At 72.1% G+C, this 23,754-nt stretch carries 18 protein-coding genes and 1 tRNA gene; 9 read left to right on the top strand and 10 right to left on the bottom strand.

Annotated elements, in window-relative coordinates; genetic code table 11:
* The first annotated feature begins 127 nt into the window (after positions 1–127).
* Positions 128–2,029, top strand: a complete 1,902-nt coding sequence (locus tag PKC53_RS06695; protein WP_324427524.1) for an EAL domain-containing protein — start codon at positions 128–130, stop codon at positions 2,027–2,029.
* A 23-nt stretch (positions 2,030–2,052) separates the two neighbouring features.
* Here the strand turns inward: PKC53_RS06695 and PKC53_RS06700 are convergent, their stop codons facing one another.
* Positions 2,053–2,616 (bottom strand): NUDIX hydrolase, encoded by a 564-nt coding sequence (locus PKC53_RS06700; RefSeq protein WP_324427526.1) that lies wholly within the window; start codon positions 2,614–2,616, stop codon positions 2,053–2,055.
* 109 nt (positions 2,617–2,725) lie between these two features.
* Here PKC53_RS06700 and PKC53_RS06705 point away from each other — a divergent pair, with 109 nt between their 5' ends.
* The 3 genes from PKC53_RS06705 to pgeF are packed head-to-tail and all read left to right on the top strand — an operon-like array spanning position 2,726 to position 4,837.
* The gene (locus tag PKC53_RS06705) at positions 2,726–3,424 is read left to right on the top strand and encodes a fumarylacetoacetate hydrolase family protein (RefSeq protein ID WP_324427528.1); all 699 of its coding nucleotides are present in this window, start codon (positions 2,726–2,728) and stop codon (positions 3,422–3,424) included.
* A gap of 14 nt (positions 3,425–3,438) precedes the next feature.
* On the top strand, positions 3,439–4,077 hold the full coding sequence (maiA, locus tag PKC53_RS06710; RefSeq protein ID WP_324427530.1) for a maleylacetoacetate isomerase: 639 nt from the start codon (positions 3,439–3,441) through the stop codon (positions 4,075–4,077).
* Positions 4,067–4,837: a peptidoglycan editing factor PgeF gene (gene pgeF / locus PKC53_RS06715; protein ID WP_324427532.1), complete on the top strand. Its 771-nt coding sequence runs from the start codon at positions 4,067–4,069 to the stop codon at positions 4,835–4,837. Before maiA ends, pgeF begins: the two co-directional genes overlap by 11 nt.
* On the opposite strand, the gene PKC53_RS06720 is transcribed toward pgeF, so the two are convergent.
* Positions 4,769–5,032: a hypothetical protein gene (locus PKC53_RS06720; protein ID WP_324427534.1), complete on the bottom strand. Its 264-nt coding sequence runs from the start codon at positions 5,030–5,032 to the stop codon at positions 4,769–4,771. The genes pgeF and PKC53_RS06720 overlap by 69 nt on opposite strands.
* 246 nt (positions 5,033–5,278) lie before the next feature.
* Here PKC53_RS06720 and phaC point away from each other — a divergent pair, with 246 nt between their 5' ends.
* The 3 genes from phaC to phbB all read left to right on the top strand — a co-directional run bounded on the left by phaC (position 5,279) and on the right by phbB (position 8,919).
* A complete protein-coding gene (gene phaC, locus PKC53_RS06725) occupies positions 5,279–6,880 on the top strand; it encodes a class I poly(R)-hydroxyalkanoic acid synthase (RefSeq protein WP_324427560.1) in 1,602 nt (533 codons plus the stop codon).
* Positions 6,881–6,917: 37 nt separating this feature from the next.
* Positions 6,918–8,096, top strand: a complete 1,179-nt coding sequence (locus PKC53_RS06730) for an acetyl-CoA C-acetyltransferase (RefSeq protein WP_324427536.1) — start codon at positions 6,918–6,920, stop codon at positions 8,094–8,096.
* An 85-nt stretch (positions 8,097–8,181) separates the two neighbouring features.
* Entirely contained in the window at positions 8,182–8,919 is a 738-nt protein-coding gene (gene phbB, locus PKC53_RS06735; RefSeq protein ID WP_324427538.1) for an acetoacetyl-CoA reductase, read from the top strand.
* Between the two features lie 191 nt (positions 8,920–9,110).
* Here phbB and PKC53_RS06740 read toward each other — a convergent pair whose 3' ends face one another.
* The 5 genes from PKC53_RS06740 to map form a co-directional block, all read right to left on the bottom strand.
* On the bottom strand, positions 9,111–9,323 hold the full coding sequence (locus PKC53_RS06740) for a DUF2788 domain-containing protein (RefSeq protein WP_324427540.1): 213 nt from the start codon (positions 9,321–9,323) through the stop codon (positions 9,111–9,113).
* A 14-nt stretch (positions 9,324–9,337) separates the two neighbouring features.
* Positions 9,338–10,123, bottom strand: coding sequence for a DUF2189 domain-containing protein (locus PKC53_RS06745; protein WP_324427542.1), 786 nt, complete (start codon positions 10,121–10,123; stop codon positions 9,338–9,340).
* 56 nt (positions 10,124–10,179) lie between these two features.
* Positions 10,180–11,247: a tRNA 2-selenouridine(34) synthase MnmH gene (gene mnmH, locus PKC53_RS06750; RefSeq protein ID WP_324427545.1), complete on the bottom strand. Its 1,068-nt coding sequence runs from the start codon at positions 11,245–11,247 to the stop codon at positions 10,180–10,182.
* 135 nt (positions 11,248–11,382) lie between these two features.
* A complete protein-coding gene (locus PKC53_RS06755) occupies positions 11,383–13,989 on the bottom strand; it encodes a [protein-PII] uridylyltransferase (protein WP_324427547.1) in 2,607 nt (868 codons plus the stop codon).
* Positions 13,990–13,994: 5 nt separating this feature from the next.
* The gene (map, locus tag PKC53_RS06760) at positions 13,995–14,816 is read right to left on the bottom strand and encodes a type I methionyl aminopeptidase (RefSeq protein WP_324427549.1); all 822 of its coding nucleotides are present in this window, start codon (positions 14,814–14,816) and stop codon (positions 13,995–13,997) included.
* Between the two features lie 101 nt (positions 14,817–14,917).
* Here map and purL point away from each other — a divergent pair, with 101 nt between their 5' ends.
* Complete coding sequence (gene purL, locus PKC53_RS06765; RefSeq protein ID WP_324427551.1) at positions 14,918–18,925, top strand: phosphoribosylformylglycinamidine synthase; 4,008 nt, start codon at positions 14,918–14,920, stop codon at positions 18,923–18,925.
* Positions 18,926–18,951: 26 nt separating this feature from the next.
* On the opposite strand, the gene PKC53_RS06770 is transcribed toward purL, so the two are convergent.
* The 3 genes from PKC53_RS06770 to PKC53_RS06780 all read right to left on the bottom strand — a co-directional run bounded on the left by PKC53_RS06770 (position 18,952) and on the right by PKC53_RS06780 (position 23,119).
* Positions 18,952–19,632: a hypothetical protein gene (locus PKC53_RS06770; RefSeq protein ID WP_324427553.1), complete on the bottom strand. Its 681-nt coding sequence runs from the start codon at positions 19,630–19,632 to the stop codon at positions 18,952–18,954.
* Positions 19,633–19,646: 14 nt separating this feature from the next.
* Positions 19,647–22,943, bottom strand: coding sequence for a maltose alpha-D-glucosyltransferase (gene treS, locus PKC53_RS06775; RefSeq protein WP_324427554.1), 3,297 nt, complete (start codon positions 22,941–22,943; stop codon positions 19,647–19,649).
* Between the two features lie 100 nt (positions 22,944–23,043).
* A tRNA-Ala gene (locus tag PKC53_RS06780) sits at positions 23,044–23,119 on the bottom strand.
* Positions 23,120–23,374: 255 nt separating this feature from the next.
* On the opposite strand from PKC53_RS06780, the gene PKC53_RS06785 reads away from it, so the two are divergent.
* The coding region (locus tag PKC53_RS06785; protein WP_324427556.1) for a rubrerythrin family protein at positions 23,375–23,754 on the top strand (380 nt) is incomplete at its 3' end.

Raw genomic sequence — 23,754 nt, forward strand, 5'->3', positions numbered from 1 at the left:
CCGATGACCGTGCCAACGGGGCCGTGCCCCGAGGCCGCCGCATGTCCCCGATCGAACCCGCCCGCCGCTGCCGTCGCCAGGTCTGCACCGGGCGCCGGCGTGGCGGCGTGGTACACCTGCCGCCGCCATGTCGCTGATCCGTCGCCTGCAAGGCCTGCTCGCCGCCGTGCTTGCCACGGCGCTGGCCCTGGCGTGGGCACTTCACCTGGTGGCCGCGCGAAACCTCGGCGAGGCCGCGCTGCAGGCGGGCAATGCCGACGCTGCGCGTGCCCTGGCGGCGCAGATCGCGGGCGAAGGCGGCGACGCGCGGCGCACCGACGCGCTGCTCGCCGCGCAGTTCGACGCCGGCGCGTACCGCCGCCTGCGCCTGATGCGCGACGCCGGCGGCGACGGGTTCGAGCGCAGCCGTGGCGACACGCCGCAGGCGCCCGCCTGGTTCGTCGTGCTGCTGCCGATCGAGTCGGCCCCCGGCACCGCGGCCGTGCCCGCGGCCGGCGCCACGCTCGAGGTGATCGGGCTGTCGGCGCCGGTGCACGACGCGCTGTGGCGCGACGCCTGGACGGTGGCCGGCTGGCTGCTGGCGATCGGTGCCTTCGCGCAACTGGCCGGGGCCCGCGCGCTGGCGGCGCTGCGCAGGCCGTTGCAGGCGCTGGCGCAGCAGGCGCAGGCGCTGGGCGAAGGGCGGTTCCAGCGCGTCGGGCTGCCTGCGGTCGCCGAACTGCTCCCGGTGGCCGATGCGCTCAACACCGTCGTGCAGCGCGTGCGCGACGACTTCGAGGCGCAGGCGACGCTGCTCGGCGAACTGCGCCAGCGCGCACACTGCGACGCGCTGACCGGCCTGCCGCACCGGCACGCCTTCGTCGAGCAGTTCGCGGCGCTGCTGGCGCGCGAGGACGGCATCGACGGCGGTGCCCTGGTGCTGCTTCGCCTCGGCGACCTCGCGGGCATCAACCGCGAGCATGGCCGCGACAGCGCCGACCGCGCGCTGCGCGTCATCGCCGAGCTGCTGCAGGCCTACCCGGCGCATGTGGCCGACTGCCTGGTCGGTCGCCTGAACGGCGCCGACTTCGCGCTGGTGCTGCCCACCCGCGGCATGGCCGCCGAGACCGCGTCGTCGCTGGCGGCGGCATTGGCGTCCGGGCTGGCCGGCATCGGGCGCGGCGTGCACGTGCACCTGGGCGCGATCGAGTTCCAGCGCGGCCACGGCGTCGGCGACCTGCTGGCTGCGGCCGACCTCGCGCTGGCGCGGGCGGAAAGCCGCGGCCCTTTCGCTCTCGACGTCGGCGCCGTCGACGCCGCGACCCCGGCCGGCGGGGAGCGCGAGTGGCACGCGCAGGTGGCCGCCGCACTGCAGCAGCGTCGCGTCGAGCTCGGCCGCTTCGCGCTGCTCGACGCGCTGCGGCGCACGGTGCACCTGGAAGCACCGCTGCGCCTGCAACTGCAGCCCGGCGGCGCCTTCGAGCCCGCGGCACGCTGGCTGCCGCTGGCGCTGCGCAGCCGGCTCGCGCCCGAAGCCGACCTGGCGGCGCTGTCGCTGGCGCTCGAGGCCATCGCCCGCGACGGCGTGCCGCGCGCGGTCAACGTGTGCGCCGCGTCGATCGCCGACGGCGACTTCGCGATCCACGTGCAGCAGCGCCTGCGCGACCGCCCGCCGCCGCCGTCGACGCTGTGGCTCGAGCTGCCCGAGCGGGTGGCCATCGAGCAATTCGAGATGCTGCAGCGGCTGGCTCAGGCGTTGCGCCCGCTGGGCGTGCGCGTCGGGCTCGAGCATGCCGGCGCGCAGCTGCACCGCGTCGAGCGGCTGTACGAGCTGGGCATCGACTTCGTCAAGCTCGACGTGTCGCTGTGCGCCGGTGTGGCCGCCAGCGAGGCGGCGCGCCAGGTGCTGCGCGCGACCGTCGCGCTGGTGCACGCGCTGTCGATCAAGGCCTTCGCCGAGGGTGTCGTCGACGACGTCGACGCGCAGGTGCTCTTCGAGCTGGGCGTCGACGCGGTCGGCGGGCCCTGGGCCGCGCGGCACGCAGGTTAGCTGCGGGGCCTGGGTTCGAAGCCTCAGGCGATGTCGTCGCAGTGCACCCCGTGCACGCCGAAGCGGCCGCTGCGCCGGTCGGCGAAGAAGTGCTGCAGCGTCTTGCGCACGGTGCGGAAGGCGATCTCGTCCCACGGCACCTCGTGCTCGCGGAACAGCTGCGCCTCGATGGTCTCGGGGCCCGGCGCGAAGCGCGTGCTGCGCAGCGTCGCCAGGTAGAACAGGTGCACCTGGCCGACACGCATCACGTTGAGCACGGTGAACAGCGGGCCGAGATCGATCTCGGCGCCGGCCTCCTCGATGGTCTCGCGCACGGCGCCCTCGGCGGTGGTCTCGCCGAGCTCGAGGAACCCCGCCGGCAGCGTCCACAGGCCCTTGCGCGGCTCGATGTTGCGCCGGCACAGCAGCACCTGGTCGTCGTCCCACACCGGCACGGTGCCGACGACGTTGAGCGGGTTCTCGTAGTGGATCGTGCCGCAGGCTGGACACACGGCACGCGCGCGGTTGTCGTCGGCCGGCACGACGTGCTCGACGGCGCTGCCGCACGCGCGGCAGAAGCGGATCTGGCTGCGGTGCTCGAGCAGCATCGGTTCAGTGTAGCCCGGCCCCCGTGCGCGCCTCGGTGACGGCGTGCCCGCGCCACGCCGCCGAGGGTCGCGTGGCATCATGCGCCGCTCGCCCGCCCGGAGTCGCCGCATGCCGCACCCGCCCTTCGTGATCCCCGCGCCTGCGCCGGTCGTGGTGCCGGTGGTCGGCGGCGGCGGCTTCCCGGTGCACCGCATCTACTGCGTCGGGCGCAACTACGTCGAGCACGCGCGCGAGATGGGGCACAGCGGGCGCGAACCGCCGTTCTTCTTCCTCAAGCCGGCCGACGTCGCGGTGCCGATCACCGGCGACGGCGGTACGATCGACTACCCTGCGCTGACGCACGACCTGCAGCACGAGGTCGAGCTGGTGGTGGCGATCGGCCGCGGCGGCACCGACATCGCCCCGAGCCAGGCGCACGCGCACGTGTTCGGCCACGCGATCGGGCTCGACATGACGCGGCGCGACCTGCAGTCCGAGATGAAGAAGCTCGGTCGGCCGTGGAGCATCGGCAAGGCCTTCGAGCAGTCGGCGCCGCTGGGCCCGATCCACCCGGCCAGCGCCACCGGCGCCTTCACGCGCGGCTCGATCACGCTGTCGGTCAACGGGCAGGAGCGCCAGCGCGGCGACATCGCCGACCTGATCTGGAGCGTCGACGAGACGATCGCCGCGATCAGCCGCGCGTGGACGCTCGCGCCGGGTGACCTGGTGTTCACCGGCACGCCGGCGGGCGTCGGCACGGTGGTGCGGGGCGACGTGATGGAGGCCTCGATCGACGGGCTCGGCACGCTGCGCGTGGCCGTGCGCTGAAGGAGCACATCGAGATGCAGTTGTACAACTACTTCCGCTCGTCGGCCTCGTACCGCGTGCGCATCGCGCTCGCGCTCAAGGGGCTCGACTACGAGTACGTGCCGGTGAACCTGCCGGCCAACGAGCAGATGGGCGAGTCCTACGCTGCCGTCGCCGCGTCGCGCCTGGTGCCGCTGCTCAAGGACGGCGACAAGGTGCTCACGCAGTCGCTGGCCATCGTCGAGTACCTCGACGAGACGCACCCGCAACCGCCGCTGCTGCCGGCCGACCCGGTCGGGCGTGCCCGCGTGCGGGCGCTCGCGCTCGACGTCGCCTGCGAGATCCACCCGCTGAACAACCTGCGCGTGCTGCGCTACCTGGTGCACGATCTCAAGGTTGCCGACGACGACAAGGACCGCTGGTACCGCCACTGGGTCGAGACCGGGCTCGCCTCGATCGAGCGGCAGCTGGCCGGGCATCCGTCGACCGGACGCTGCTGCCACGGCGACCGGCCCACGCTGGCCGACATCGCGCTCGTGCCGCAGATCCACAATGCGCAGCGTTTTGCCTGCCGGCTCGACCACGTGCCGACCGTGATGCGCGTCTTCGAGCACTGCATGACGCTCGAGGCGTTCGCGAAGACGCAGCCATCGGCGTGCCCGGATGCACGCTGACGCGCTGGCCGGCATCGTGCCCGACTGGGCCGTGACCGGCGTCGGCGCGCTGATGACCACGCGCGCCGGCGGCGTGAGCCGCGCGCCGTGGGACACGCTCAACGTCGGCGACGCGGTCGGCGACGACCCGCTCGCGGTCGCCGAGAACCGGCGCCGCGTGGCGTCGGCGATCGGCGTGCCGGTGGTCTATCTGCGCCAGGTGCACGGCACCCGCGTCGTGCGCATCGACGCCGCCGACGCGTCGCGCGTGCCGATCGAGGCCGACGCCGCGGTCACCGACGCGGCGGGCGTGGCCTGTGCGGTGCAGGTGGCCGACTGCCTGCCGGTGCTGTTTGCCGCACCCGGCGGGCGCGCGGTCGGTGCAGCGCACGCGGGCTGGCGCGGGCTGGCTGGCGGCGTCGTCGAATGCACGCTCGACCGCGTGGCGGCCCTCGCCGGCTGTGCCGCGAACGAAGTCGCGGTGTGGCTGGGACCGTGCATCGGGCCACGCCGGTTCGAGGTCGGCGACGACGTGCTGGGTGCCTTCGGCGTCGACCCGGCGGGCGACGCATCGCCGCACTTCGTGCCGCGCCGCCGCGCAGACGGTCGGTGGCGTTGGCTGTGCGACCTGCCCGGGCTGGCGCGCGAGCGGCTCGCCGCGGCGGGGGCGGTGCGGTTCGACGGCGGCCACGGCTGCACCGTCGAGGATCGCTCAGCGTTCTTCTCGTACCGGCGCGATGGCGTCACCGGGCGGCACGTCGCGGCCGTCTGGCGCCGCTGACGCGGCGGCTTGCGCCTCGCGGCGCAGGCGACGGCGCGCCGGTGTGCCGAGCACGTACATCACGATCGCCAGCGGCAGCAACCCGTAGAGAACGACGGTGAACGCCGCGCCGAGCCAGGTGCCGTTCGGCGACACCGCCTCGACGATGGCGACCATCAGCACGACGTACATCCAGGCGATCGGGATCAGGTACACGGCAGTGGGCGGTGCAACGATTACGCAATGCTGCGTATTTTCAATCGATGAAAGCACATGTCATGATGCGGTAAGCAGAACCGGCTACAACGTGAAAGACTTCACGCTGCCAATCCGGCTCGCGCCGCGTGCGCCGACCAGGAGACCCGAGTGCCTGACAAGCCCCATCCGTCCACTGCCCCGATCGGTGAGTCCGCCCAGGCCTTCGGCGCCGCGGTCGGCGAGGTCTGGAAGGCGTTCTCCGGGCTGAGCCTGCCGCAGCAGACGCTGGCGCAGCTGCAGGGCGACTACGTGAAGGAGGCTACCACCCTCTGGAACACCACGCTCGCCCGCCTGCAGTCGGCCGACGGCGGCAAGGCGCAGGCGCTGCCCGACCGGCGCTTCGCCGCGCAGGACTGGGCCGCCAACCCGGCCGCGGCGTATCTGGCGCAGGTGTACCTGCTCAACGCGCGCACGCTGATGCAGTTGGCCGAGGCGCTCGAGGGCGACGAGAAGACGCGCCAGCGCGTGCGCTTCGCGGTGCAGCAGTGGATCGACGCGGCGAGCCCGAGCAACTGTCTCGCGCTGAACCCCGAGGCGCAGCGCAAGGCGCTCGAGACGCGCGGCGAGAGCATCGCGCAGGGCATGCAGTTGCTGCTCAAGGACCTGCAGCAGGGCCATGTCTCGCAGACCGACACCAGCGTGTTCGAGGTCGGACGCAACGTCGCCACCACCGAGGGCGCCGTGGTGTTCGAGAACGAGCTGATCCAGCTCATCGAGTACAAGCCGCTGACCGCCAAGGTTCACGAGCGCCCGATGCTGTTCGTGCCGCCGTGCATCAACAAGTACTACATCCTCGACCTGCAGCCCGACAACTCGCTGATCCGCTACACGGTCGAGCAGGGGCACCGCACCTTCGTCGTCAGCTGGCGCAACCCCGACGTCTCGCTCGCGCACAAGACCTGGGACGACTACATCGAGCAGGGGGCCGTCGCCGCGATCCGCACGGTGCAGGCCATCACCGGCGCGAAGACGCTCGACACGCTGGGCTTCTGCGTCGGCGGCACGATCCTCGCCACCGCGCTGGCGGTGCTCGCCGCGCGCGGCGAGCAGCCGGCGTCGAGCCTGACGCTGCTGACCACGCTGCTCGACTTCAGCGACACCGGCATCCTCGACGTGTTCGTCGACGAGGCCAGCGTGCAGCTGCGCGAGATGACGCTCGGCGAGCGCGCACCCGGCGGGCCGAAGCTGCTGCACGGCAAGGAACTGGCCACCACGTTCAGCTTCCTGCGTCCCAACGACCTGGTGTGGAACTACGTCGTCGGCAACTACCTCAAGGGCGAGGCGCCGCCGCCGTTCGACCTGCTGTACTGGAACGGCGACAGCACCAACCTGCCCGGGCCGATGTACTGCTGGTACCTGCGCCACACCTACCTGCAGGACGAACTGAAGCTCCCCGGCAGGCTGACGGTGTGCGGCGAAAAGCTCGACCTCGGCGCGATCCGGGCGCCGGTGTTCATCTACGCGTCGCGCGAGGACCACATCGTGCCCTGGGAAGCCGCGTACGCCAGCACCGCGATCCTCGAGGGCGAGAAGACCTTCGTGCTCGGCGCCTCGGGCCACATCGCCGGCGTCATCAACCCGCCGGCCAAGGGCAAGCGCAGCCACTGGACGCACGACCGCCTGCCCGCCGAGGCGCACCAGTGGCTGGCCGGTGCGACCGAGCACCCCGGCAGTTGGTGGACCCGCTGGTCCGACTGGCTGCGTCCGCACGCCGGCAAGCTGGTGCCCGCGCCGAAGGGCTACGGCGCGCGCGGCTACAAACCGATCGAGCCCGCGCCGGGCCGTTACGTCAAGCAGAAGGCCTGATTTCCGTTCCTCATTCGTTCCAACCAGGAGACCCGCCATGACCGACATCGTCATCGTCGCCGCCGCCCGCACCGCCGTGGGCAAGTTCGGCGGCTCGCTCGCCAAGACCCCGGCCACCGAGCTCGGGGCGATCGTGATCCGCGAGGCCATCGCGCGCGCCCGGCTCGACCCCGCGCAGGTCGGTGAGGTCATCATGGGTCAGGTGCTGGCCGCAGGCGCCGGGCAGAACCCGGCGCGCCAGGCGATGATGAAGGCCGGCGTGCCCAAGGAGACGCCGGCGCTGACGATCAACGCCGTCTGCGGCTCGGGCCTGAAGGCCGTGATGCTCGCCGCGCAGGCGGTGGCCACCGGCGACAGCGAGATCGTCGTCGCCGGCGGCCAGGAGAACATGAGCGCCAGCCCGCACGTGCTGCTGGGCAGCCGCGACGGCCAGCGCATGGGCGACTGGAAGATGATCGACAGCATGATCGTCGACGGCCTGTGGGACGTGTACAACCAGTACCACATGGGCATCACGGCCGAGAACGTGGCCAAGGCGCACGGCATCACGCGCGAGATGCAGGACGCGCTGGCGCTGGCCAGCCAGCAGAAGGCGGCGGCGGCGCAGGCGGCGGGGCGCTTCAAGGACGAGATCGTCGGTGTGACGATTCCGCAGAAGAAGGGCGAAGCGCTGGTGTTCGCGAGCGACGAGTACATCAACACCAAGACCAACGCCGACGCACTGGCCGGGCTTCGGCCCGCGTTCGACAAGGCGGGCAGCGTCACCGCCGGCAACGCCAGCGGCATCAACGACGGCGCCGCGGCGGTGGTGGTGATGAGCGCGAAGAAGGCCGCCGAACTCGGGCTGAAGCCGCTGGCGCGCATCGCCAGCTACGCCACCAGCGGTCTGGACCCGGCGACGATGGGCATGGGCCCGGTGCCGGCGTCGCGCAAGGCGCTGGCGCGCGCGGGCTGGAACGTCGGCGACGTGGACCTGTTCGAGCTCAACGAGGCATTCGCCGCGCAGGCCTGTGCGGTGAACAAGGTGCTCGAGAACGACCCGGCGAAGGTCAACGTCAACGGCGGCGCGATCGCGATCGGCCACCCGATCGGCGCCAGCGGTTGCCGCATCCTGGTGACGCTGCTGCACGAGATGCAGCGCCGCGAAGCGAAGAAGGGCCTGGCGGCGCTGTGCATCGGCGGCGGCATGGGCGTGGCACTCGCCGTCGAGCGCTGAGGCACCCCGGGCGAACCCGCTTGACCACCACGCGGCCCGGCGGGACGCTCGATACGTTCATCACGGACAAACCCAGGAGAGAGCAATGACACAGAAAGTGGCCTACGTCACCGGCGGCATGGGCGGCATCGGCACCGCGATCTGCCAGCGGCTGGCGAAGGATGGTTTCAAGGTGATCGCGGGCTGCGGTCCGAGCCGCGACTACGTCAAGTGGCTCGACGAGCAGAAGGCGCTGGGCTACACGTTCTACGCGTCGGTGGGCAACGTCGCCGACTGGGACTCGACGGTGGCCGCGTTCTCCAGGGCCAAGGAGGAACACGGCCCGATCGACGTGCTGGTCAACAACGCCGGCATCACGCGCGACCGCATGTTCCTGAAGATGACACGCGACGACTGGGACGCGGTGATCGACACCAACCTGAACTCGATGTTCAACGTCACCAAGCAGGTGGTCGCCGACATGGTGGAGCGCGGCTGGGGCCGCATCATCCAGATCAGCAGCGTCAACGGCGAGAAGGGCCAGGCGGGGCAGACCAACTACAGCGCGGCCAAGGCCGGCATGCACGGCTTCACGATGGCACTGGCGCAGGAGGTGGCGGCCAAGGGCGTGACGGTCAATACCGTGAGCCCGGGCTACATCGGCACCGACATGGTGCGCGCGATCAAGCCGGAGATCCTGGAGAAGATCGTCGCCACGATCCCGGTCAAGCGGCTGGGCACGCCCGAGGAGATCGGCTCGATCGTCGCGTGGCTGGCCGGGCCCGACAGCGGATTTACCACCGGGGCCGACTTCAGCTGCAACGGCGGACTGCACATGGGATGAACGCGGGCGACTGAGCGTCCCTGCGGACGGTCCGTCGCCTCGCTCGCACCCGGGTGCGTCTTGCGTGCCCGGGCCGGGACGGCCGCCGAAGGCGATCATCCGTGCGGGTGCCCTGGCGGGTCCCGTCGCGCCCCCGGCCTGGAGGGGGCGCCCGCCTGAAGGTCGAGAGCGCCGGCACCGGCCGGCGCTGTTCATTGCCCGCCGATGAAGTACTTGATGAGGCCCTTGGCGGCGAAGCCGAGCATGCCGAAACCCAGCACCAGCAGCAGCACGAAGGTGCCGAAACGGCCGGCCTTCGACTCGCGCGCCAGCTGCACGATGATGAACACCATGTACAGCATGAAGGCCGTGACGCCGAAGGTCAGGCCGAACCAGGCGATCTGTTCCTCCGTGTAGCCGAACATCGCGCGCGCCTCGGTCAGCGGGCCTCGGGCAGCTGCGAGGCGTCGACCAGGTCGCGGTAGGCGTGCCAGCTGGCGTGCGCCAGCCACGGCACGACGACCAGCAGCCCGAGCACCCCGGCGACGATCGCCGCCGCGGTCACGAGCATCAGGATCGCCGCCCACAGCGCCAGCGGCAGCGGGTTCTCGACGACGACGCGCCAGCTCGTCATCACCGCGCGCCACAGGCCGACGTCGCGGTCGAGCAGCAGCGGGATCGCGACCACCGTCGACGCGAACACCGGCGCGGCCAGCGTGCCGCCCAGCGCCAGCCAGGCGGCGAACAGCGTCGGGTCGGGCGACAGCACGACCACGCGGACGAAGTCCAGCGGATTGCGCACCGGCGCGTCGGCGAACAGCGTGATCAGCGCCGCCGAGCACAGCACCCAGCCGGTGCCGGCTGCCGCGAGCAGCACGCCGAACACCACCAGGTTGCGGTTGCGCGGCCGCCAGGCCGCCAGTGCCGTGCGCATGTCCACGCGCTCGCCGCGCTCGACGCCGCGGCTGATCGCGTACAACCCGGTGGCCAGGATCGGCGCGAGCAGCAGGAATCCGCTGAACGCACCGGCAAGCAGCCAGAAGCGGTCGTGCGCGAGCGCGAACAGCAGCGCGCCGAACAGTGCGAGCGCGGCACCGTGGACGAACCCCGGCCCCGGGTTGCGCGCGAAGTCGCGCCAGCCGGCGGCCAGCCAGCGTCCGGTGGAGGCCAGCGTGGCCGCACGCACCGGCACCGCCGGCGAATCGGGGCGCGCAGGGCTTGTCATCGGGGGCGATGTTGCCATGCACCCGCGCGCGTCGCCGACGGGCGCCGCGGGGCCGGTCAGCGCGGGCGCAGCGACGCGGCGTGCAGCTGCGCCGCCGCGGCGGCCAGCGTGCCCGCGGCGCCGTCGCGCAGGTGCAGGCGCTGCGCATGCGCGCGCTGCACGAAGTGGCGCTGCATCGAGCGCTCGTACAGCGGGTCGTAGTGCTCGCGCATCAGCGCGCCGAACACGTCGGCCCAGCGCCCGGCGCGCGCCAGATGCTGCCAGGCGTGCACGCGCTCGCGGCCGCACAGCGGCACCAGGGCGTCGAGGCGGCGGCAGAAGTGCTCGACGTCGCTGACGAAGAACGCGTAGTCCTCGAGCAGCAGCGCGACGCGTTGCGCATCGCCCATCGCCACCTCGACGCAGCGGCCGTGGTCGCGCATGCGCGCGACCAGCGCGTCGGGCAGCTGCAGGGCGCCGATCTTGCGGCTCTCGCTCTCGACGAACACCGGCCGCGCCGGGTCGAGCGTGCGCAGCGCCTGCCACAGCGCGGTGTCGAACCCCTTTTGCGTCGGCTGCGCGCGGCCGGGCAGGGCACCGAGCACCGAGCCGCGGTGGCGGGCCAGCGCCTCGAGGTCGAGGACCTGCGCACCGGCACAGGCCAGCGCCTGCAACAGCCGCGTCTTGCCGCTGCCGGTGCGTCCGGTGAGCACGTGCAGGTCGAGGCGCTGCGGCAGTCGCTCGAGGTCGTCGCGCACGACGCCGCGAAAGGCCTTGTAGCCGCCGGCGAGCTGCTGCGTGCGAAAGCCGATCTGCCCGAGGAACCACGCCAGCGAGCCCGAACGCTGCCCGCCGCGCCAGCAGTAGACGAGCGGGCGCCAGTCGCGCGGCCGCCCGGCGACCCAGCGTTCGAGGTGCGCCGCGACGTTGCGCGCCACCAGCGCCGCGCCGACCTTGCGCGCCTCGTGCGCCGAGATCTGCTGATACAGCGTGCCCACGACCCTGCGCTCGCGGTCGTCGAGCACCGGCCAGTTGACGGCGCCGGGCAGGTGGTCGGCCGCGAACTCGGCCGGCGAGCGCACGTCGATCAGCGTGTCGCAGCACGCCGCATCGTCGGCCAGCACGCGCGCCGCGATCGGTGTCACGCCCATCTCAGTGGCTGCCGTCGCGACGGTGGCCGCAGCGCCGAAGGACGTCGGGCGAGCGCCGCGGACCCGGCTCGACCGGTCCGCAGGCGGTGCTGCTCGAGGGGAGGGCACCGCGGGCGTTGCGCAGGTCGTTCATGCCACCGGGGCGACGGCGTCGAGCAGCTCGCTCTCGATCTGCAGCTGTGCCTTGGGCTGCTGCAGCTCGGGGCCGTCGACGAGAAACGTGTCCTCGACGCGCTCGCCCAGCGTCGTCACCTTGGCCAGCTGCAGGTTGACGTGGTGGCGCGCCAGCACGCGGGCGATGCCGTAGAGCAACCCGGAGCGGTCGCTGGTGCTGATCGACAGCAGCCAGCGCTGCGCGCGTTCGTCGGGGCGCAGCGACACGCGCGGCGTCACCGGGAAAGAGCGCACGCGGCGCGACACGCGCCCGCGGCTGGGTTCGGGCAGCGGCGCGTCGCTGGACAGCGCACGCTCGAGCTGGGTCTCGACCAAGGCCGTCAGGTCGCGGTAGCTGCTGCCGTGGGGTGGCTCCATGCGCGGGTGCACGACCTGGAACGTGTCGAGCGCGTAGCCGGTGCGCGTGGTGTGGATCTTCGCGTCCTGGATGTTGAACCCGGCGCCGTCGAAGTAGCCGCAGATGCGCGCGAAGAGGTCGCGGCGGTCGGGGGCGTAGACCAGCACCTGCAGACCTTCGCCGACCGACGACGGACGCGCGCGAACCACCGGCTGGTCGGTGTCGACGTGGCGCCTGAGCACGCGCGCGTGCCACGCGATGTCGGGCGCGTCGTGGCGCGCGAAGTAGCTGACCTCGAGCGTTCGCCACAGCCGCTCCTCGGTGCCGGGCAGCTGCGACGCCAGCGCCAGCATCGACCGTGCCTCGGCCTTGCGCGCCTCGATCTCGGCGTCCAGGTTCGGCCGCGCGCCGCCGAGGGCGCGCAGCGCCAGGCGGTACAGGTCCTCGAGCAGCTTGCCCTTCCACGCGTTCCACACCTTCGGGCTGGTGCCGCGGATGTCGGCCACCGTCAGCAGGTACAGCGCCGTGAGCGTGCGCTGGTCGCCCACCGAGCGTGCGAACGCGGCGATCACCTCGGGGTCCGACAGGTCCTCCTTCTGCGCGATGCGCGACATCGTCAGGTGGTGGCGCACCAGGAACTCGACCAGCCGCGCGTCGTCGCCGCCGATGCCGTGGTCGCGGCAGAAGCGCCGCACCTCGCGCGCGCCGAGCTCGGAGTGGTCGCCGCCGCGGCCCTTGGCGACGTCGTGGAACAGCGCGGCGATGTACAACAGCCAGGGCTTGTCCCACTGCAGCGCGAGCTGCGAGCAAAACGGGTACTCGTGCGCGTGCTCGGGGATGAAGAAGCGGCGCATGTTGCGCACGACCATCAGGATGTGCTGGTCCACCGTGTAGACGTGGAACAGGTCGTGCTGCATCTGCCCGACGATGCGGCGGAACACCCACAGGTAGCGCCCGAGCACCGAGGTCTGGTTCATCAGCCGCAGCACGTGGGTCTGTCCCTGCTCCTGCCGCAGCATCTGCATGAAGGTCGCGCGGTTGACCGGGTCGCGGCGGAACGTCGCGTCCATGCGGTCGCGCGCGTTGTACAGCGCGCGCAGCGTGCGCGCCGACAGCCCCTGGATGCCGGGGCTGCGCTGGAAGGCGAGGAAGGTCTGCAGGATCGCGTGCGGGTCGCGCTCGTAGAGGTCGTCGCTGGCGACCTCGAGCATGCCGGCCCGGTCGAGGAAGCGCGGGTCGTCGAGCGGACGCATCGGCGCGGCCTCCGACCGGTTGACGCGCTCCTCGATGTTGAGCATCAGGATCTGGTTGAGCTGCGCCACCGCCTTGGCCGCCCAGTAGTAGCGGCGCATCAGCACCTCGCCGGCGCGCTGCGTGCGCGTCGCGACGAGGCCGAAGCTCGCAGCCACCGCGGTCTGCAGGTCGAACACCAGCCGGTCCTCGCGCCGGCCGGCCACCAGGTGCAGCCGCGCGCGGATCAGCTTGAGCAGGCCCTCGTTGCGCCGCAACTGCTTGGCCTCGAACGGCGTGACCAGCCCGTTGGCGGCCAGCTCGCCCCAGCTGCGGCCCAGGCCGGCGGCGCGTGCGACCCAGATGACCACCTGCAGGTCGCGCAGCCCGCCGGGGCTCTCCTTGCAGTTGGGCTCGAGCGCGTAGGGCGTGTCCTCGTACTTGACGTGGCGCTGGCGCATCTCGAGCGTCTTCGCGCGCAGGAACGCGCGGGCGTCGATCGAGGCGTCGTGCGCGCGGCGGAACGTGGCGAACACGCGCCGCGAGCCGCACACGCGGCGCGACTCGAGCAGCGCCGTGCACACCGTGACGTCGCGCGTGCTCTCGGCCAGGCACTCGGCCACCGTGCGCACCGACGAGCCGATCTCGAGCCCGATGTCCCAGCACGCGGTGATGAAGGCCTCGATCGCGGCGCGCCCGGTGTCGGTGGCGCCGTCGCCGTCGAGCAGCACCAGCACGTCGACGTCGGAGTACGGGTACAGCTCGCCGCGCCCGTAGCCGCCGGCGGCCACCAGCGCCGCGCCGGGGGGCATGCCGCAGCGCTGCCACAGCAGCGTCAGCGTCGCGTCGACGTGGCGCGCCAGCGCGCGCAGCAGTGCACTGGCCGCCGGCGCGCTGGCGCGCGCGCCGCCGAAGCGCTCGAGCAGCGCGGACTTGCCGTCGCGGAACTGCTGCCGCAGGGCGCCGACGCCCGACGCGTCGGACGGCGACCCCATCTCGTTCAGGCCGTCACCGACGCCGGCGACGGCACGAAGTCGGGCGGCGGCGGGCTGCCGGCCGACAGGGTCAGCACCTCCCAGCCGGTGTCGGTGACGAGCACGGTGTGCTCCCACTGCGCCGACAGCGAGCGGTCCTTGGTGACGATGGTCCAGCCGTCGCCGAGCTCGCGGATCTCGCGCCGCCCGGCGTTGATCATCGGCTCGATCGTGAAGATCATGCCCGGCTTCAACTCATCGAGCGTGCCCGGGCGGCCGTAGTGCAGCACCTGCGGCTCCTCGTGGAACTTGCGCCCGACACCGTGGCCGCAGAACTCGCGCACCACCGAGTAGCCTGCCGCCTCGGCGTGGGCCTGGATCGCGTGGCCGATGTCGCCCAGGCGCGCGCCGGGGCGCACCTTGACGATGCCCTTCCACATCGCCTCGTAGGTCACCTGGCACAGGCGCTTCGCCGCGATCGAACCCTCGCCGACGACGTACATGCGGCTGTTGTCGCCGTGCCAGCCGTCCTTGATGACGGTGACATCGATGTTGACGATGTCGCCGTTCTTCAGCGCTCGCTCGTTCGGGATGCCGTGGCACACCTGATGGTTGATCGACGTGCACAGCGACGCCGGGTACGGCGGGTAGCCCGGCGGCTGGTAGCCGAGCGTGGCCGGCACGCCGCCCTGCACGTGCACGATGTGGTCGTGCGCGATGCGGTCGAGTTCGAGCGTCGTGACACCCGGCTTCACGTGCGCCGCGAGCAGGTCCAGCACCTCGGACGCCAGGCGGCACGCCAGCCGCATGCCGTCGACGTCGGCACCGGTCTTGATGGGGATCGACATGCCCGCGATTATCCCATCGCGCTCGTAGAATCGCGGTCTCCCCTCCCGGCCCACCCTGCATGCGGGCAGGCCGTTGTTGCAGCCGCCGCCCGACGGGTTCCATGCCGACCGCTTCCTCGCACCTCATGCACTTCGAGGGCAGCCGCGCGCTGTCCGACTTCCGCGCGCGCGCGCTGCTCGACCGCCTGTCGGCGGCGGTGCCGCGCGTCGCCGGCGTCGCCGCGCGCCACGTGCACTGGGTGGCCAGCGACGCGCCGCTGACGCGCGAGCAGCGCGACCGCCTCGAGGCCCTGCTGGCCTACGGGGAGGCGCCTGCGTCGCCCGGGCCGCGCACCGGCGACGTGCTGGTCGTCGTGATGCCGCGCCTGGGCACGGTCTCGCCGTGGGCAAGCAAGGCCACCGACATCGCGCACAACTGCGGCCTGCCGGTGCACCGCATCGAACGTGTCACCGAGTTCAGCGTCGCGCTGAAGGGCGGGCTGCTCGGCGGCGCGAAGCCGCTGAGCGACGCCGAGCGCCAGGCGCTGGCCGCGCGGCTGCACGACCGCATGACCGAGTCCGTGGCCTTCGAACGCGACGCCGCGCGACACCTGTTCGACGCGCAGCCGGCACCACCGCTGGTCCACGTCGACGTGCTCGGGCACGGACGCCAGGCCCTGGTGCGTGCGAACGGCGAGTTCGGCCTGGCGCTGTCCGACGACGAGATCGATTACCTCGTCGACGCGTTCGTCCGCTTGGGCCGCAACCCGACGGACGTCGAGCTGATGATGTTCGCGCAGGCCAACAGCGAGCACTGTCGGCACAAGATTTTCAACGCCGACTTCACGATCGACGGCGAGCGTCAGGCGCACAGCCTGTTCGCGATGATCCGTCACACCGAGAAGTCGAGCCCGCAGCGCACCGTGGTCGCCTACAGCGACAACGCGGCGGTCATGGAAGGCGGCCCCGTCGAGCGCTGGTTGCCGCTGGGGTACACGAACGCGCCGATGTACGCACCGCGCGGAGGCGTCGCGCACGTGCTGATGAAGGTCGAGACGCACAACCACCCGACCGCGATCAGCCCGTTCCCCGGTGCCGCCACCGGCGCCGGCGGCGAGATCCGCGACGAGGGCGCCACCGGCCGCGGCGCGCGGCCCAAGGCAGGGCTCACCGGCTTCTCGGTGTCGAACCTGCACCTGCCCGGCACCGACGAACCGTGGGAGCGCGACCCGGTCGGCAAGCCCGGGCACATCGCGAGCGCCTTGCAGATCATGATCGACGGGCCGCTGGGCGGCGCGGCGTTCAACAACGAGTTCGGCCGGCCGAACCTGGCGGGGTACTTTCGCGTCTACGAGCAGCAGGTGGCTGGCGTGAAGCGCGGCTACCACAAGCCGATCATGATCGCCGGCGGCGTCGGCAGCATCGACGCGACGCAGACGCACAAGGTCGCGTTTCCCGCCGGCACGCTGCTGGTGCAGCTCGGTGGCCCGGGCATGCGCATCGGCATGGGCGGCGGCGCCGCCAGTTCGATGGCCGCCGGCACGAACACGGCGGCGCTCGACTTCGACAGCGTGCAGCGCGGCAACCCCGAGATCCAGCGCCGTGCGCAGGAGGTCATCAACCACTGCTGGGCGCTCGGCGACCAGAACCCGGTCCTGGCGATCCACGACGTCGGCGCCGGCGGGCTGTCCAACGCGTTCCCGGAACTGGCCGACGGCGCGGGCAGGGGCGCGCGCTTCGATCTGCGCCAGGTGCCGCTCGAGGAGAGCGGCCTGGCGCCGAAGGAGATCTGGTGCAACGAGAGCCAGGAGCGCTACGTGCTGGCCGTCGACCCGGCGCTGATGCCGCTGTTCGAGCAGATGTGCCGGCGCGAGCGCTGCCCGTACGCGGTGGTCGGCGTCGCCACCGAGGCGCGGGACCTGGTCGTCGACAGCGGCGACGGTGCCGAGGGCGAGACCCGTCGCGTGATCGACATGCCGATGGAGGTGCTGCTCGGCAAGCCGCCGAGGATGCACCGCGTCGTCGAGCGCGTCGCGCGCCAGGAGGCGCCGCTGGAGCTGACCGGCGTGAAGCTCGAGCAGGTGGCGTTCGACGTGCTGCGCCACCCGACGGTGGCCTCGAAGCGCTTCCTGATCACGATCGGCGACCGCACGGTGGGCGGCCTGAGCCACCGCGACCCGATGGTCGGGCCCTGGCAGGTGCCGGTGGCCGACTGCGCGGTGACGCTGGCCGATTTCCGCGGCCACCGCGGCGAGGCGATGGCGATGGGCGAGCGCACGCCGCTGGCGGCCCTCGATGCCCCGGCTTCAGGGCGCATGGCAGTCGCCGAAGCGGTCACGAACCTGCTCGCGGCGCCGATCGAGCTGTCGCGCGTCAAGCTCAGTGCGAACTGGATGGCCGCCTGCGGCGAGCCGGGCGAGGACGCGGCGCTGTACGACACCGTCAAGGCTGTCGGCATGGAACTGTGCCCGGCGCTGGGCATCGGCATCCCGGTCGGCAAGGACAGCCTGTCGATGCGCACCAAGTGGCGCGACGCCGCCGGCGACCGGCAGGTCGTCGCGCCGGTGTCACTGATCGTCAGCGCCTTCGCGACGCTCGACGACGTGCGCGGCACGCTGACGCCGCAGCTGCAGCCGGGCGACACGTCACTGATCCTGGTCGACCTCGGTGCCGGCCGCAACCGCATGGCCGGCTCGATCCTCGCGCAGACGCTGGGGCGCTTCGGTGACGAGACCCCGGACCTGGACGACCCCCAACGCCTGAAGGCGCTGGCGGCCGCCGTCAACGCGCTGCGTGCCACCGGCCAGCTGCTCGCCTACCACGACCGCAGCGACGGCGGCCTGTGGGCCTGCGTATGCGAGATGGCCTTTGCCGGCCACCGCGGCGTGAGCCTGAACGTCGACCTGCTCGTCACCGAGGGCGACGGCATCGGCGACAGCCGCGCCGACCACGGCGACTCGAAGAACTGGGCCAGCCAGGTCGGCGAGCGGCGCAACGAGCTGACGCTAAAGGCGCTGTTCGCCGAGGAGCTCGGCGTGGTGCTGCAGGTGCGGCGCGGCGACCGCGACGCGGCGGTGGCGACGCTGCGCGCGCACGGCCTGGGCCGCATGACGCACGTGGTCGGCGTGGCCAACGACCGCGGGGTGGTGGAAGTCTGGCGCGACACCAAGTGCGTGTTCTCGGCGCCGCTCGAGCAGTTGCACAAGACCTGGGACGAGGTGAGCTGGCGCATCGCGCGGCTGCGCGACAACCCGGCGTGCGCCGACAGCGAGCACGCGCTTGCCGGCGCGGCCGACGACCCCGGCCTGCACGTGCACCTGGCGTTCGACCCGGCCGACGACGTCGCCGCGCCGTTCGTCAACGTCGCGCGACCGAAGATGGCGATCCTTCGCGAGCAGGGCGTCAATTCGCAGGTCGAGATGAGCTACGCGCTGCACGCCGCGGGCTTCGACACCTTCGACGTGCACATGAGCGACCTGCAGCATGGCCGCGCGCGGCTCGAGCAGTTCCAGGGCTTCGTCGCCTGCGGCGGTTTCAGTTACGGCGACACGCTCGGCGCCGGCGAGGGCTGGGCGCGCTCGATCCTGTACAACCCGGCGCTGGCCGACCGGTTCGCCGCCTTCTTCCAGCGCCCGGATACGCTGGCGCTGGGCGTGTGCAACGGCTGCCAGATGATGGCCGCACTGACCGCGCTGATCCCCGGCGCCGACGCGTGGCCCAAGTTCACGCGCAACCGCAGCGAGCAGTTCGAGGCGCGGCTGTCGCTGGTCGAGGTGCTCGCGAGCCCGTCGCTGTTCTTCACCGGCATGGCCGGCAGCCGCATCCCGATCGCGGTGGCCCACGGCGAGGGCTGCGCCGACTTCTCGCAGCGCGGCGACGCGCTTCAAGTCGTGCGCGCGATGTGCTTCGTCGACCCGCAGGGCCGGCCGACCGAGGTCTACCCGCACAACCCGAACGGCAGCCCCGAGGGCCTCACGGCCGTGACGACCGCCGACGGGCGCTTCACGGCCTTGATGCCGCACCCCGAGCGGGTGTTCCGCCAGGCGCAGATGAGCTGGACGGCGACGGGCGCCGACGGGTTCAGCCCTTGGATGCGCATGTTCCGCAACGCGCGCGCCGCGATCGGCTGAGCCGGCGTCGAAGCGCCTGCCGCGGTTCAGCCGCCCGACCCGCGGTCGCGCGGGAACCAGCGCTCGATCACCTGCGCCGCGCGCTCGCGCCCGCCCAGCCCGAAGGCCAGCGCGAGCGCGACGACGACGCCGGCCAGCAGGATCAGGAAAGTCTGCTGGATCAGCCCGCCGCCGACGTCGAGGTGGTCGACGGCGAGCAGCACGACGAACACCAGCACCGCGTACTGCGCCAGCCGGCCGACGAGGTCGGCGTCGCCGAGCCCGGCGTCACGCCAGTGGCCGGTCACCGACTGCGCGACGAAGCGCGCGAAGTAGCTGCCGAGCACGACGATCAGCAGCGCCACCAGCAGCCGGGGCACGAACAGCAGCACGCGAGCGAGCAGGTCGGTCACCGGCGCCAGCTCGAGGCCGCTGAAGGCGACCATCAGCGCGGCGAGCAGCACCAGCGCGTACGCGATCAGGCCCACCAGGTCGCTGGTGTCCCTCGTGCTGCCGCCTTGCTGCAGGAACGCGTCGACCCCGGAGCGTTCGGTGAGCACGTGGAAGTTGAAGGCGCGCAGCGTCTTGACCACCGCCAGGCGCACCGCCTTGGCCAGCGCCCAGCCGACGGCGACGACCACCGCGGCCAGCGCCAGGCGCGGCACGAAGGTGCCGACCTGCTGCAGCAGGGCGCGCAGCGGTTCGAGCAGGACTTGCAGGGGTTCCATCGCGGGTCTCCGGTTCAATCGCCGCGGGTCGCCGCGGCGTCGGCCAGCGCCGCCAGGCGCTGCGCGATCGCGTCGGGACGGTGTTCCAACGCGTGGCGCAGCATCCGCAGCGCACGCTCGATCTCGAACACCGCCAGCAGGGCGCGCAGCGCGTCGAGCGCCGCGGCGTCGGGGTACAGGCCGGCGCCGACCGCCGCGTCGGCGTAGGCACGCCAGAACGCCGAGCGCACCGCCGCGGCCCACTGCCGCGCGGCCGCGGTGAGCCGCTCGCGTTCGCCGGCCAGCTGTGCCATCGAAGCCAGTGCCGCGTGCTGCGCCTCGTCGAACGCGCAGCGCAGCGCGGCGACGTCGCGCAACGCGCTGTGCTTGGCGCGGCGCTCGGCCACCGGCACGCTGGCGTCGCCCTCGAAGTCGATCAGCACGAAATCGTCCTGCACCACCAGCACCTCGGACAGGTGCAAGCTGCCGTGCACGCGCGTCCTGCGCAGCGCCGCCAGCGGCGTGCCGCGCGCGCGCTCGATGGCTTCGCTGAGCGACGCGGCGACGCCGGGGTCGAGCGCGATCCCGCGTGCCTCGGCGCCGACCAGCGTGCGTTGCAGCTGCTCGCGCGCCGCCTGCAGCCACTGCTCGAGGTCGACCGCGTCGACCGGCTCGGGCTCGAAGGCCGGGTCGCCGGTGGGCCGCGCCAGCGCGGCGTGCAACTCGGCCACGCGCCGCGCCAGCACGGTGATGCGCTCGGCGATCGGTGCCAGCGCCTCGTCGACGGTCAGCGTGCCGGCCAGGTGCGCCTCGAGCAGCCGGGTGAGCTGTTCGACGACGAAGCCCCACGCGTCGCCCTGGTGCGCGACTTGCGCCTGCAGCAGCGCGAGCACCACCGGCTCGCCGCCGTCGCGCTGGTACTCGACGCTGCCGGCCAGCGGCACGACGTGCGGGAAGCCCACGGCGTCGCCCAGGTGTCGCGCCATCTCCAGCTCGGGGCACACGCCGGGTTGCAGCCGGCGGTAAGCCTTGAGCATCAGCCGCTCGCCGAGCAGCGTGATCGAGTTCGTGCCGGTGCCCAGGCGCAGCAGCGACCAGGCCTGCGGCGGCGCCTGGCCGACCAGCGCGGCGAACGACGCGCCGGGCGTGAAGCGCACGCTTCCGTGCTCGGCCGCCAGCGAGCGTGCGCCGCCGACGGCGTCGACGAGGGCGCGGCAGAAGGCCTCGTCGCCCATCGCGTCGGCGAGCACGCCCACCGCGGCCTGCTGGCGCACCCGGCTGACCGCCACCGGCGCCAGCGCGCGCAGGCGTTCCTCGTCGTGGTCCTCGAACGCGATGGCCAGCGGCAGGAACCAGCGCGGCGGCGCGGTCGGGCCGGCCTCGCCGTCCATCAGCGCGAGCAGCCACTGCCCGGCGCCGCCTTCGAGCAGCGCGTGGTCGACGACGCGCACGCGCGCGATGTCGCCGTGGCCGTCGAACCAGCGCTGACGGCGCAGGTAGCGCGGCAGCAACTCGTCTTCGAGCTGCGCGCGCAGCTTGTCGGCCAGGCCGATGCGCCACGGCACCACGCGCTGGCGGAACAGGCTGTTCCAGCCGTCGAACAAGACCAGCACCGGCAGGTCCTCGGCCGGCGCGCGGTCGACGTGCCAGTCGGGCGGTGCAGCGTCGGCGGCCAGGCGGAACCAGAAGAACCCGTGGCCCGGCAGCGTCAGCAGGTAGGGCAGGTCGCCGATCGGCGGGAACGCGTGGCGCCCCAGCATCTCGACCGGCACGCGGCCCCTGTAGGCGTGCAGGTCGAGCTCGACCGGCTGCGCGGCGCGGCTCATGTTGGCCACGCACAGGATGACCTCGTCGTCGAGCTCGCGCAGGTAGGCCACGATCTTGCGGTTGCCGGGGTGCAGCATCGTGAACCGACCGCGGCCGAACGCCTGCGACGAGGCGCGCACCGCCAGCATGCGCCGTGTCCAGTTGAGCAGCGACGACGGCTCGCGCGACTGCGCCTCGACGTTGACCGCCTCGTAGCCGTACACCGGGTCCTGGATCGGCGGCAGGTACAGCCGCTGCGGGTCGGCGCGGCTGAAGCCGCCGTTGCGGTCGCTCGTCCACTGCATCGGCGTGCGCACGCCGTCGCGGTCGCCGAGGAAGATGTTGTCGCCCATGCCGATCTCGTCGCCGTAGTACAGCACCGGCGTGCCCGGCATCGACAGCAGCAGCGAGTTCATCAGCTCGATGCGCGGGCGGTCGTTCTCGAGCAGCGGCGCCAGGCGCCGGCGGATGCCCAGGTTGATGCGTGCGCGCGGGTCGGCGGCGTACATGCGCCACATGTAGTCGCGCTCGCGGCTGGTCACCATCTCGAGCGTCAGCTCGTCGTGGTTGCGCAGGAAGATCGCCCACTGGCAGTTCGGCGGGATCTCGGGCGTCTGCGCCAGGATCTCGTAGATCGGGTGGCGCTCCTCCTGCGCGATGGCCATGTACATGCGCGGCATCAGCGGGAAGTGATACGCCATGTGGCACTCGTCGCCGTCGCCGAAGTACTCGCGCACGTCCTCGGGCCACATGTTGGCCTCGGCGAGCAGCAGCCGGCCCGGGTACTTCGCGTCGACGCGACGGCGGATCTCCTTGATCACCTCGTGCGTCTCGCGCAGGTTCTCGTTGGAGGTGCCGTCGCGCTCGATCAGGTACGGGATCGCATCGAGGCGGAAGCCGTCGATGCCCATCTCGAGCCAGGACTCCATGATCCGGACCACCGCCTCGAGCACCGCGGGGTTGTCGAAGTTCAGGTCGGGCTGGTGGCTGAAGAAGCGGTGCCAGTAGTACTGCTGCGCGACCTCGTCCCAGGCCCAGTTGGACTTCTCGGTGTCCGTGAAGATGATGCGCGTGCCGGCGTAGCGCTTCGGGTCGTCGCTCCACACGTAGAACTCGCGCTCGGGCGAGCCGCGCGGCGCGCGGCGAGCGCGCTGGAACCACGGGTGCTGGTCGGACGTGTGGTTGACGACCAGTTCGGTGATCACGCGCAGCCCGCGGCGGTGCGCCTCGTCGACGAAACGGCGCACGTCGTCGAGGCTGCCGTAGGACGGGTGCACGTTCTCGTAGTCCGAGACGTCGTAGCCGTCGTCGCGCAGCGGCGACGGGTAGAACGGCAGCAGCCAGATCGTGTTCACGCCCAGCGACTGCACGTGGTCGAGGTGCTGCGTGAGTCCGGCGAAGTCGCCGATGCCGTCGCCGTTGGCGTCGGCATAGGCCTTGACGTGCAGTTCGTAGATGACCGCGTCCTTGAACCACAGCGGGTCCTGCGCGGCCTCGGCACTCGCGGGCAGGGCGTCGGCTTTCACAGGGCGCGACCCTACCTCAATCGCCGGTCGTCGCGGTGGCCCGCAAGAACGACGGCCACCGCTACGGGTGGCCCTGTTCGTGTCGACGGCGGTATCTTGGTGGTGGAGACGAGGAGGATCGAACTCCCGACCTTCGCATTGCGAACGCGACGCTCTCCCAGCTGAGCTACGTCCCCAAGAGCCCGCGAGTATAGCAACATCCTTTGGGCCGAAGCGCTTGGCATTGCGGCCCCACCTGAGCACGGTCGTCGACGATCGACCGTCCGTCGGCAATGCGACCGATTGTCATTTCACAACGAATAGGACGCCGCTATGCCTCGCATAGCTTCTATGCATTGGAACTGCCGCCGACGCTGCGCTAAGGTCCCCCGCGCGCTGCACGGCGCGCGCCGCGTGCAGCCGTTCGCGTTACCCCCACCAAGGAGACCGACATGGGACTGAAAGGATCGAAGACCGAGCAGAACCTGAAGGACGCGTTTGCCGGTGAATCGATGGCAAACCGCCGCTACCTGTACTTCGCGAACAAGGCCGACGTGGAAGGCCAGAACGACGTCGCCGCGCTGTTCCGCTCGACCGCCGAGGGCGAGACCGGCCACGCGCACGGGCACCTCGAGTTCCTCGAGCAGGTCGGCGACCCGGCCACCGGGTTGCCGATCGGCGCGACGCGCGACAACCTGAAGGCCGCCGTGGCCGGCGAGACGCACGAGTACACGGACATGTACCCGGGCATGGCCAAGACCGCGCGCGACGAGGGCTTCGACGAGATCGCCGACTGGTTCGAGACGCTGGCCAAGGCCGAGCGTTCGCACGC

Source organism: Azohydromonas sp. (assembly GCF_035325925.1).
Taxonomy (GTDB): domain Bacteria; phylum Pseudomonadota; class Gammaproteobacteria; order Burkholderiales; family Burkholderiaceae_C; genus Calidifontimicrobium.

What these genes read in the sequence shown, in the direction of transcription:
- PKC53_RS06695 (WP_324427524.1), top strand. Translation starts at nt 128, where the DNA reads ATGTCGCTGATCCGTCGCCTGCAAGGCCTGCTCGCCGCCGTGCTTGCC.
- PKC53_RS06700 (WP_324427526.1), bottom strand. Translation starts at nt 2,616, where the DNA reads ATGCTGCTCGAGCACCGCAGCCAGATCCGCTTCTGCCGCGCGTGCGGC.
- PKC53_RS06705 (WP_324427528.1), top strand. Translation starts at nt 2,726, where the DNA reads ATGCCGCACCCGCCCTTCGTGATCCCCGCGCCTGCGCCGGTCGTGGTG.
- maiA (WP_324427530.1), top strand. Translation starts at nt 3,439, where the DNA reads ATGCAGTTGTACAACTACTTCCGCTCGTCGGCCTCGTACCGCGTGCGC.
- pgeF (WP_324427532.1), top strand. Translation starts at nt 4,067, where the DNA reads ATGCACGCTGACGCGCTGGCCGGCATCGTGCCCGACTGGGCCGTGACC.
- PKC53_RS06730 (WP_324427536.1), top strand. Translation starts at nt 6,918, where the DNA reads ATGACCGACATCGTCATCGTCGCCGCCGCCCGCACCGCCGTGGGCAAG.
- phbB (WP_324427538.1), top strand. Translation starts at nt 8,182, where the DNA reads ATGACACAGAAAGTGGCCTACGTCACCGGCGGCATGGGCGGCATCGGC.
- PKC53_RS06740 (WP_324427540.1), bottom strand. Translation starts at nt 9,323, where the DNA reads ATGTTCGGCTACACGGAGGAACAGATCGCCTGGTTCGGCCTGACCTTC.
- PKC53_RS06745 (WP_324427542.1), bottom strand. Translation starts at nt 10,123, where the DNA reads ATGACAAGCCCTGCGCGCCCCGATTCGCCGGCGGTGCCGGTGCGTGCG.
- PKC53_RS06755 (WP_324427547.1), bottom strand. Translation starts at nt 13,989, where the DNA reads ATGGGGTCGCCGTCCGACGCGTCGGGCGTCGGCGCCCTGCGGCAGCAG.
- map (WP_324427549.1), bottom strand. Translation starts at nt 14,816, where the DNA reads ATGTCGATCCCCATCAAGACCGGTGCCGACGTCGACGGCATGCGGCTG.
- purL (WP_324427551.1), top strand. Translation starts at nt 14,918, where the DNA reads ATGCCGACCGCTTCCTCGCACCTCATGCACTTCGAGGGCAGCCGCGCG.
- PKC53_RS06770 (WP_324427553.1), bottom strand. Translation starts at nt 19,632, where the DNA reads ATGGAACCCCTGCAAGTCCTGCTCGAACCGCTGCGCGCCCTGCTGCAG.